13 protein-coding genes are annotated in these 9,644 nt (G+C 72.8%); 5 read left to right on the top strand and 8 right to left on the bottom strand.

Features of this window, described 5'->3' with window-relative positions; translation table 11 throughout:
- The 3 genes from VH969_RS04845 to VH969_RS04835 all read left to right on the top strand — a co-directional run.
- Positions 1-509, top strand: a 509-nt coding sequence (locus VH969_RS04845) for a UbiX family flavin prenyltransferase (protein ID WP_331970984.1), incomplete at its 5' end; no start/stop codon positions are given.
- Entirely contained in the window at positions 493-1,677 is a 1,185-nt protein-coding gene (locus VH969_RS04840; protein WP_331970980.1) for an MFS transporter, read from the top strand. The genes VH969_RS04845 and VH969_RS04840, both read left to right, overlap by 17 nt.
- A 68-nt stretch (positions 1,678-1,745) precedes the next feature.
- On the top strand, positions 1,746-2,927 hold the full coding sequence (locus VH969_RS04835) for a serine hydrolase domain-containing protein (RefSeq protein ID WP_331970977.1): 1,182 nt from the start codon (positions 1,746-1,748) through the stop codon (positions 2,925-2,927).
- On the opposite strand, the gene VH969_RS04830 is transcribed toward VH969_RS04835, so the two are convergent.
- From VH969_RS04830 to VH969_RS04815, 4 genes are read right to left on the bottom strand one after another with little or no spacing between them, the layout of a single operon-like run.
- Positions 2,894-4,126, bottom strand: a complete 1,233-nt coding sequence (locus VH969_RS04830) for an MFS transporter (RefSeq protein WP_331970974.1) — start codon at positions 4,124-4,126, stop codon at positions 2,894-2,896. The two genes, VH969_RS04835 and VH969_RS04830, sit on opposite strands and share 34 nt — an antisense overlap.
- 32 nt (positions 4,127-4,158) lie before the next feature.
- The gene (locus VH969_RS04825) at positions 4,159-4,413 is read right to left on the bottom strand and encodes an anti-sigma factor family protein (RefSeq protein WP_331970971.1); all 255 of its coding nucleotides are present in this window, start codon (positions 4,411-4,413) and stop codon (positions 4,159-4,161) included.
- Positions 4,410-5,060: an RNA polymerase sigma factor gene (locus VH969_RS04820; RefSeq protein ID WP_331970968.1), complete on the bottom strand. Its 651-nt coding sequence runs from the start codon at positions 5,058-5,060 to the stop codon at positions 4,410-4,412. Before VH969_RS04820 ends, VH969_RS04825 begins: the two co-directional genes overlap by 4 nt.
- On the bottom strand, positions 5,057-5,281 hold the full coding sequence (locus VH969_RS04815; RefSeq protein ID WP_331970965.1) for a hypothetical protein: 225 nt from the start codon (positions 5,279-5,281) through the stop codon (positions 5,057-5,059). Before VH969_RS04815 ends, VH969_RS04820 begins: the two co-directional genes overlap by 4 nt.
- A gap of 52 nt (positions 5,282-5,333) precedes the next feature.
- On the opposite strand from VH969_RS04815, the gene VH969_RS04810 reads away from it, so the two are divergent.
- Entirely contained in the window at positions 5,334-6,185 is an 852-nt protein-coding gene (locus VH969_RS04810; RefSeq protein WP_331970961.1) for a diacylglycerol/lipid kinase family protein, read from the top strand.
- On the opposite strand, the gene VH969_RS04805 is transcribed toward VH969_RS04810, so the two are convergent.
- Positions 6,182-6,721, bottom strand: coding sequence for a GNAT family N-acetyltransferase (locus tag VH969_RS04805; RefSeq protein ID WP_331970957.1), 540 nt, complete (start codon positions 6,719-6,721; stop codon positions 6,182-6,184). The genes VH969_RS04810 and VH969_RS04805 overlap by 4 nt on opposite strands.
- A 30-nt stretch (positions 6,722-6,751) precedes the next feature.
- A complete protein-coding gene (locus VH969_RS04800) occupies positions 6,752-7,297 on the bottom strand; it encodes a methyltransferase family protein (RefSeq protein ID WP_331970953.1) in 546 nt (181 codons plus the stop codon).
- A 229-nt stretch (positions 7,298-7,526) separates the two neighbouring features.
- Between VH969_RS04800 and VH969_RS04795 the strand changes: the two genes are divergently transcribed.
- Positions 7,527-7,943 (top strand): VOC family protein, encoded by a 417-nt coding sequence (locus VH969_RS04795; RefSeq protein ID WP_331970950.1) that lies wholly within the window; start codon positions 7,527-7,529, stop codon positions 7,941-7,943.
- A 92-nt stretch (positions 7,944-8,035) separates the two neighbouring features.
- On the opposite strand, the gene VH969_RS04790 is transcribed toward VH969_RS04795, so the two are convergent.
- Positions 8,036-8,938, bottom strand: a complete 903-nt coding sequence (locus VH969_RS04790; RefSeq protein ID WP_331970947.1) for a GlxA family transcriptional regulator — start codon at positions 8,936-8,938, stop codon at positions 8,036-8,038.
- Positions 8,935-9,534: a cysteine hydrolase family protein gene (locus VH969_RS04785; protein ID WP_331970944.1), complete on the bottom strand. Its 600-nt coding sequence runs from the start codon at positions 9,532-9,534 to the stop codon at positions 8,935-8,937. The genes VH969_RS04790 and VH969_RS04785 overlap by 4 nt, the downstream gene beginning before the upstream one ends.
- Positions 9,535-9,644 lie beyond the last annotated feature (110 nt).

Raw genomic sequence — 9,644 nt, 5'->3', positions numbered from 1 at the left:
CCGGCCAGTCGATCCGCGACAAGCACTGGGCGGCCGACCTCTCCGCGTGGCTGTGCCGGGACGTCGCGGCGGTGCGGTACTGGTCGGCCGGTGACATGGCGGCCGGACCCTCCTCGGGGTCGTACCGGACCAAGGGGATGATCATCGCGCCGGCCACGACGGCAACGGTCGCGGCCGCGGCGACGGGCGTGACACACAACCTCGTCCAGCGCGCCGCGGACGTGACGCTGAAGGAGCGCAGGCGGCTCGTGGTGGTGCTGCGCGAGACCCCGCTTCGCCTGTCGACTTTGGACAACCTGCGGACGCTGGCCGCCGAGGGCGCGGTGATCATGCCGGCCAGCCCCGCCTTCTACGCGGGCTCCCGCGACGTCGACGCGCTGGTGGACTTCATGGCCGGCCGCGTGCTGGACATCTGCGACGTCGAGCACGACCTGTACCTGCGGTGGGCCGGCACGCTCGGTGCCGGCCGGTCCGAAGTGGACTGGGCAGAGCGTGTCGAGCAGCACTGAGTCCCGGGCGCTGCCGGCCGAGGCGGCGCGGTCGCTGCGACTGCTGCAGGTGGCCGCGCTGACGAGCTCGTTCGACCGGCTGATGATCGCGCCGATGCTCGTGTCGATCGCGCTGGACCTGGGCGGTTCGGTCGAGGCCGTGTCGCGCGCGGCGGCCACGTACTTCCTCGGCTACGGCATCGCGCAGATCTGCTGGGCGATGGTCTCCGACCGGCTGGGCCGGGTCCGCACGATGCGCGTCGCGCTTGCCGCGGCCGCGGTGTTCGGCATCGCGTCGGCGGCGGTGCCCGACATCGGCTGGCTGGTCGTGGCGCGCGGGCTGACCGGCGCGTGCTTCGCGGCGGCGATCCCCAGCGCGCTGGTGTACATCGGCGACACGGTGCCGGTGCGCATCCGCCAGGCGCCGCTCACCGACCTGATGACGAGCATGGCCGTCGGCATGACGCTCGCGAACATCGGCGCCGGCGCGCTCGCGGACTTCACGAGCTGGCGGGTGGCGTTCGCGCTGACCGGTGTCGTGGCGGCCGTGCTGTCGGTCGTGATGCGCCGGCTGGCCGAGCCGTCCGTGGTCGAGCCGGCGCCGGTGCTCGCCTCGCTGCGTGCGGTGCTGGTGAACCGGCCCGCGTTGCTGGTGCTCGTGCTGGCGCTGGCCGAGGGTCTGGTGCTGCTCGGCCCGCTGACGTTCCTGCCGGCCGTGCTGCACGCGAGCGGGCTCTCCGTGACCGTGTCCGGCCTGCTGACCGCCTGCTACGGCGCGTCGGTGCTGGTGTTCGCGCGGGTGGTGAAGCGCCGGACGCGCACGATGGCGCCGGCCAACCTGATCCTCACCGGCGGCTCGCTCGCGATCGCCGCCTACGTGCTGCTGACGATCACCCACGCGGCCGTACCCGTGGTGATCGGCACCGTGCTGATCGGGGCAGCGTGGGCGTTCATGCACTCCACCCTGCAGACCTGGGCGACCGACATGGCGCCGGACGCCCGCGCGACGGCGGTGTCGCTGTTCGCGACGATGCTGTTCAGCGGCAGCGCGCTCGGCGCGGCGCTCTTCGGGCCGCTCGTCGACGCCGGCCGGTTCACCGCGGTCTTCGCGATCACGCTGGCCGTCGGCGTGCCGCTCACGATCGCCGCCACGCTGGGCCGCCGGCGGTACGCTACGCGCGGACACTAGGCCGCGCCCTGCGGCTCACCTGCGAGGTTGCCATGGTCGGCGGTAGCTGTGACCCACGGTTCGAGCGGGTGCGTGAGGAGTTCGAGAAGAACTTCGCCGAGCGCGGCGAGGTCGGCGCGTCGGTCTGCGTGGCGATCGACGCCGAGCCGGTCGTCGACCTGTGGGGCGGCGTCGCCGATCGGTCGAGCGGCCGGCCGTGGGAGCGGGACACGGTCAGCGTCGTCTTCTCCACCACCAAGGGCGTCACGTCGCTCTGCGCCCACATGCTGCTCGGCCGCGGCGAGCTCGACCTCGCCGCACCGGTCGCGAACTACTGGCCGGGCTACGCCCAGCGCGGCAAGGCGGACACCACCGTCGGCATGGTGCTGGCCCACCGCGCGGGCGTGCCACTGGTCGCCGAGCCGCTCAGTGACGGCGCGTTCCTCGACTGGGCCGGCATGATCGCCGCGATCGAGGCGCAGGAGCCGGTGTGGGCACCCGGCACCCGGCACGGCTACCACGCGCTGACGTACGGCTGGCTCGCCGGCGAGCTCGTGCGGCGCGCGTCCGGCAGGTCGCTGGGCACGTTCGTGCGCGAGGAGATCGCCGGGCCGCTTGGCCTCGACCTGTGGCTGGGGCTGCCCGAGGAGGTCGAGCCGCGCGTCGCGCGCATGGGCTACGCCGACCCGCAGCCGGGCGACGAGCAGTCCCGGCTCGCGATCGTCGTGGCGACGCAGCCCGAGTCGGTGCAGGCAAAGATGCTCGGCAACACCGGCAACTACATGTTCGGCCAGGACACCGGGTTCGACTCGCGGGCCGGACACGCCGCGGAGATCGGCGCCACCGGCGCGATCACCAACGCGCGAGCGCTCGCCGGCATGTACGCGCCGCTCGCCTGTGGCGGCACGGCCCGCGGGGTGACGCTGGTCGGACCGGGCCAGATCCCGCGCATGGCCACGACCGTCTCGGCCGGACCCGACGCGATGCTGTTCGCGAACAGCCGGTTCACCTACGGTTTCGTGCCGTCGATCGACAACCGGCACGAGCCGCCCGGCTACCGCGACAGCATGATCCTCTCCGCGGACGCGTTCGGGCATCCCGGGCTCGGCGGCGGGGTCGGCTTCGCCTCGCCCGCCAACCGGATGTCGTTCGGCTACACGATGAACGCCATGGGCCCGGGCACCGCGCTCAACCCGCGCGGCCAGAGCCTGGTCGACGCCGTCTACACCTCGCTCGGCTACACCGACTCCAGCGCGGAGGTCTGGCGCTGAACGCACCCGGCCGGCTCCCACCGGCGCGCGGTGAGTGCGACCAGCCCGGTGAGCGGCAGCGCCAGGCCGACGATCAGCAGTGCCGCGGAGTGCACGCCGAGCGCGTTGCTGAACGCGCCGAACAGCAGCGAGAACGGCAGGAACACCAGCCACGTCATCGTGCTGACCCCGGATGCCACGCCGGCCCGCACGGTCGACGGGACCGCGTCGTTCAGCAGCCGGCTCACGTGCACGGTGATCGCCATGAGCAGCAGGCCGAGCACGATCTGCGCGGCCGTGATCGCCACGACGCCGCGTGCGACGGTGAGCATCGCCGCCGCGCCGGTGATCAGCCCGCCGACCGCCAGGGCGGTGGCGGGCCGGGTGAAGTCCAGCCGCCCGGCCAGCAGGCCGCCGAGGCCGTGGGTCGACACCAGCCCCGCCCAGTAGGGACCGAACAGGACGGCCGGGGCCGACACGGCGACCAGCCACAAGGGGCCGAACTCGAACACCGTCTGCAGCAGCACGTCCGCGAGCACGGACAGCGTGATGATCGGCAGCAGACAACGCTGGCGGGTGAGCGTGCGGAACGTCGTGGCGACGTGCTGGGCGAGCGGGGCGGGCTCGCTCGGGCGGTGCAGCCGTGGCTCCCGGAACCGCAGGTACGCCCCGATCGAGAGCAACGCGAACGGCACGGTCAGCAGGTAGGTGGCCCGGGGCGAGAGCAGGCTCGCCACCCAGCCGCCCGCGAGCGAGCTCACGACGAGCGCCATGCTCTCGACGAACCGCATCCGGCCGAGCTGGCGTTCGAAGTCGTCGCCGGTACCGGTCTCCTCGACGAGCGTGTCGTACACCATCGCCTCGACCGTGCCCGAGTACATGGCGAAGTAGACGCCGAGCGCGAGCGCGCTGAGCAGGTAGGTGGTCACGTCGTGGCTCAGCCCGCCGATCAGGTCGCACGCCGCGAGGGCGACGCTGGCCACCGCGAGGACGCCGCGCCTGCTCCACCGGTCCGCGAGAATGCCCGACGGCACCTCGAGAAGCGGCACCATCACCGCGTACGCGCCAGCCACGAGCCCGATCGTGGCGGGGTCGAAGCCGATCTCGCTCATGAACAGCTTCTCCACCGGAAGCCAGAGCATGAAGCCCTGCAACGCGATGCCGATCTGCAGCGGCAGGAGGCGGCGGTGCGCCCCGCGGCGGGTGACGTCGGTGTTCATGCGAGGTGCAGTGACGCGAACCCCGCCCGGCGTTACACGGACTTGCCGCGCTGCCTCCGGAACGCGGTCAGCAGAGCACTCCGCGCGGGTTCGGGCAGCTCCGCGACGTGGCCGGCCGGCAGGTGGCCGAGCTCGGCGATCGTGCGGCGGAACTGCGCCACGTACGTGGTGCAGCCGTCGCACAGCGACAGGTGGTCGACCACCCGCTGCTCGGTCTCCTCGTCCAGCGCGCCGTCGAGGAACTCGGTGACCAGCTCGACGAGCTCGTCGCAGTCGAGATCTCTCATGACGTCCGGTCCCTCGTGTCCGCGAAGTATCGCTCCAGCTCGGCGCGGACGAACGCCCGCGCACGGTGCAGCAGTACCCGCTGGTTCGCCGCGCTTACCTCCAGTATCGAACACACCTCGTCGGACGTGTAGCCCTCGACGTCCCGCAGCACGAGCACCACCCGCTGCCGCGCGGGTAACCGGTCGACCGCCGCTGCGATCCGGCTCCGCGTCTCGGCCGCGAGCGCGTGCTGTTCGGGCCGGGGCCACGGCGCCGGGAACGCGCGCCAGTGGCCCGGGTAGGGCTCGCCCGGTCGCTGGAACCGCTCCGGGTCGACGGTCGGGCCCTGGTCCCCGGGTCCGAGGCTGCTCCACGGCACCGTCCGGCTCTCCCGGTCGCGGCGGCGTTTGGCCGTGTTGACCAGGATCCGGTACACCCAGGTCTTCAGCGACGACCGCCCGGCGAAGGCGTCGATGCCCTCGATGACCCCGAGCCACGCGTCCTGCACGACCTCGGCCGCCGAGTCCGGCGTCGACACGAACGCGCGCGCGAGCCGCAGCATGCCGGCCGACCACGCGTCCAGCACGAGGCCGAACAGCGCGTCGTCACCGGCCCGCAGGCCGGCCACGAGCACGTCGTCGGCCGGCAGCACCGCGCGCTCGGTCATGCGGGTAATCGTTCCAGGACGACGACCCGGTCGGCGGCGTTCTCGTCCACGACGAGCTCGACCACCGCCTCGCACAGCCGGGACAGGGGGACCGGCGGCCGGATCGCGGACCGTTCCGCCTCTCCCAGCTCCGCCCGCTCGGCGAGCGCCCGCTCGGCGATCGCGAGCCCGCTGCCGACCCCGGCGCCGGTCCCGACGGCGACCGTGTCGTGGATGTCCATGGGCACACCGTGCCGGCACCCACTGACAGTTCCGGAAGTGCAGAATGTCCGGATGCGCATCGTGCTCGTCGCCAACCGGAAGTCCGGCAGCGGCCGTACCGACGGCGACCGCATCCAGGCCCTGCTCAAGGAGCACGGCGCGGACGTGCAGTCGATCGACCTCGACGACCTCGACGAGCCGCTGCCCGAGGCAGACCGGCTCGTGGTCGCCGGCGGCGACGGGTCGATCGGCGTCGCCGCGCGGGCGGCCAACCGGGCGGACCTGCCGCTCGCGGTGCTCGCGACCGGCACGGCCAACGACTTCGCCACCGCGCTCGGCCTGCCCAGGGACCTCGAGGACGCGTGCGCGCTCGCGGCCGATCCCGACGCGCCGGCGCAGCACCGCGAGGTCGGTCTGGCGGGCGGGCGCCCGTTCGTCAACGCCGCCGCGGCCGGGCTGTCCGCGGTCGCGAGCCGGCTCGCCAAGCCGCACAAGGCACGACTCGGCCGGTTCGCGTACGCCTTCGGCGCGGTCCGGGCCGCGCTCACCGCGCCGCACACGCCGTGCACCGTGCGCTGCGACGGCGAGACGGTGTTCGACGGCGACGCGTGGCAGGTCGTGGTCGCGGTGAGCGGCGCGTTCGGCGGCGGCGCGAACATCGGCGGCACCCGCCCGGACGACGACCACCTCGACGTCGCGGTCGTGCCGGCCCGGTCGCGGCTCGCGCTCGCCCGCCACGGCTACCACATGCGGCGCGCGATGCTGACCCAGCAGCAGGACGTGCCACACCACCGCGGCCGGGAGATCGACGTGACCGTCCCAGCCGGCACGGAGTTCAATGTGGACGGAGACCTGCGACGGCTCGACCCCGCCCGGTTCACCCTCCTCGAGGGCGGCCTGCGCGTGGTCGTGCGCCGCGACTAGTCGTCCGGGCCGACCAGGTCGCCCGGCCGCACGCGGAAGACCTGCAGGCGCAGGTTGTAGTACTTGTCCGTCTCGCCGACCCAGTCCATGCCGAGGCGCTTCGCGGTGCCGATCGCGCGCGTGTTCGTCGGCCGGGCGACCGCGAACAGCTCGTCGATCTCCTGCGTGAACGCCCAGCGGATCAGCGCGCCGCCGGCCTCCGCGGCGTAGCCGTTGCCCCATTCCTCCGGGCGCAGCTGCCAGCTGAGCTCGAGATCCTCCTCGTACGGCGGCAGCAGGCGGATGCCCAGCCCGCCGATTACCGCGCCGTCGTCCTTGCGCTGGATCGCCCACCGGCCCCGCGGTGGCAGCATGTTCGGCTGGTCCTCGATCCACGCCTGCAGCACGGAGCGCATCGCGGCCTCGTCGGCCACCTGGCCCATCGCCGGCGTGAGCCACCGGGTGACCATGTCCACACCGTAGATCGCCAGCGCGGCCGCGGCGTCGTCGAGCTCCCATTCGCGCACGACGAGCCGCTCGGTGGTCAGCTGGTTCATGCTTTCGAATCTACTCAGAATTCCCGGTGGTCAGCCGAACTCCTCCCGGCGGCCGACCGCCCTGGCCGGGCCGAGCTCGGCGCCGTCCCACGGGCGCAGCCGCGGCCACCACGCGCGCACGGCGCGGCGGTAGACCGTGTACTCGCCGCCGAAGCGCCGCGCGAGCACCGGCTCCTCCCGGAACCGGACGAACGAAGCGGTCACCGCCCAGACGCACACGGCGTAGACCAGCAGGTTCAGCCGGCCGAGCAGGAGCGCCTGACCGAGCACGGCGGTGACGACCGCGACGTACATCGGGTTGCGCACGTACCGGTACAGCCCGCCGACGACGAGGTGGCGGGGTGGCGCGGCGGGGAACGGCGTGCCGAGGCCCTCGGCGACGAACTGGCCGAACGTGTGCAAGAGCACGGCCAGACCGGCCGCGAGCAGGACCGTGCCGAGGACGGCGACGGGCACCGGCGACCACCACGGCATCGGATCGCTCGCCTGCCAGCCGGTCATGAGCCAGGGGATCAGGCCGACGACGGTCCCCGGGGCGACGAAGAGGAACACGATGCTGCCGAGTAGTGCTCGCACGATCCCACCGCCTTAATTCAATACGCTTTGAATTTTAGGCGCCCGCGATTATCCGGTCAAATGCCGGGCAATCCCGGCGCAGGGCCGGCGCCGTGCCCGGGAGTGACGTCGGCTTCAGATCCCGCTAGTTGACATACCCAGCTGGCGGGATCGCTCCTTGACAGGGGCAGGTTCGGCCGGTAGACAACCGGGCAGTTATGGAACCGTTTGGTTATGGAAGGTGATCGGCATGCAGTGGACGCTCGAGGTCGTGGTCGTGCCGGTGTCGGATGTGGACCTAGCCAAGGAGTTCTACGAGAAGCGGATGGGCTTCGTGGTCGACCACGACAGCGACTTCGGCCCGCAGCTGCGGATCGTGCAGCTGACGCCGCCGGGCTCGGGCTGCTCGATCGTGATCGGCAAGGGCGTGGGCGACGAGATGGCGCCGGGTTCGATCAAGGGCCTGCAGCTGGTGGTCAACGACGTCCGCGCGGCCCGCGACGAGCTGGCCGGCCGCGGCGTCGAGATCGGCGAGGTCAAGGTCGCCGGCCCGGGCGGCTTCCGCCCGGCGAAGGCGGACGACGACCTGAACAACCAGGGCTTCGCGTTCTTCGCCGACCCGGACGGCAACGGCTGGGCGGTCCAGCAGATCACCGCCCGCTCCTAGCGACGATCGGTTCGCGGTCAGACCACCGGTTCGCTGCCACCGGGAGTCGTGGGGTACCGCCACGTGTCACCCGCCGACCACCGCAGCGCGTCCTAACGGGCGCGGAGGCGGCGCAGCATCCGGGCGTCCTCGAAGCCGACGGCGCGGGCCGCGGCCTCCACCGTCGCGCCGTGGCCGATCAGGTGTTCGGCCCGCTCCAGGCGCAACAGCTGCTGGTAGCGCAGCGGGGTCAGGCCGGTGGCGCGGCCGAACTGCCTCGTCATCGTCCGCTGGCTGCAGCCGGCCGCCAGGGCCAGCTCGGCCAGCGGCAGCCGGGAGGCGTACCGCGCGTCGATGATGTCCTGCACGTGGTGCACGGTCTCGTCCACATGCGACCGGTGGCGCAGCAGCGCGCTCGCCTGGAGCTCGTCGCCGTTGCGGCGGGCGTAGACGACCATCTCGCGTGCCACGCGCGCGGCGTCGGCCGCGCCGTGGCGGGTCGCGATGAGATGCAGCGCCAGGTCGATGCCGCTCGCGATGCCGGCCGAGGTCGCCACCCGGCCGTCGACCACGTACAGCACGTCCCGCACCACGTGCGCCGCCGGGTAGCGCCGCGCCAGCTCGTCCTGCAGGTCGTGGTGCGTCGTGCACTGCCGCCCGTCGAGCAGGCCCGCGCGGCCCAGCGCGTCGGCGCCCGCGCACACGCTCGCGACCATGCCGCCCGCCGCGTGGTGCGCCACCAGCCGGTCCAGCGTCGACCTCGTCAGCCGGCCGGTGCCCGCGCGTGACGGCGACCGCCAGCCCGGCACGATCACGAGGTCACCGGCCGCCGGCGCGGGCCACGACTGCGCCGCCAGCACCAGAAGTCCTTGCGCCGTCGCGATCTCCTGCTGCTCGCCGAAGTACTGCAGAACGTAGTCATGACCGAGCCCTGCGGCACTGGAGAAGACCTGCGCCGGTCCGGCCAGATCGAGCAGGTGCACACCCGGTACGAGGACGAAAACGACGCGCGTCACGATCTGGTCAGCATACCCGCGGTCAGCTCGGCCACCGTGGCGATCGTCGCGAAGCGGCCGGCCAGCGCGTACTCCGTGCGCTCCACCATCGCCCGGGCCGGCAGCGTCCGCGGGTCCGCGAGGATCTCCTCGACGGTCAGGTCGGCCGGCGCGGACCAGTGCGGCGACGGGAACGTGGCGGTCGCGTCGGTCACGAACGTCACGCCGAAGCCGAGGTCGCTGCCGACCCGCGCGGTCGTCTCGCAGCACTGCTCGGTCCGGATGCCGCACACCACGATCTCGCGGATGCCCCGGCCGGTCAGCAGCTGCTGCAGGTTCGTCGTCGTGAACGCGTTGTGCGAGGTCTTCGTCAGCACCGGCTCGCCGGCCTCGGGCACGAGCCCGTCGATCAGCCGGACCTGCCCGCTCGCCGGGTCGAACACCGTGCCGCTGCCCGGTTCGGCGTGCAGCACCCACACCACGAGGTCGCCCGCCGCCCGGGCCGCGGCGACGAGCTCGCCCACCCGCGCCACGACCTGCGGGTTGTTCACCGCCCGCCAGAGGGCGCGCTGCCGGAACGACTCCTGCACGTCGACGACGATCAATGCTCTGTTCACGGGCCGAGTCTCGCCGCCGCGAAGCCCGGCGGTAAGGCACCATCACGCCACCATGCGGACCGATCCGGTCACGCCGCCGTGACGTGCTTCGGGGAGTCCTTTGTCGCGGC

Origin of the sequence: Actinophytocola sp. (genome assembly GCF_036555685.1) — a bacterium.
In the GTDB taxonomy this organism is placed as follows: domain Bacteria; phylum Actinomycetota; class Actinomycetes; order Mycobacteriales; family Pseudonocardiaceae; genus Actinophytocola.
The sequence above is the reverse complement of the archived record's forward strand: the minus strand, read 5'-3'. Positions and strand labels throughout refer to the sequence as shown.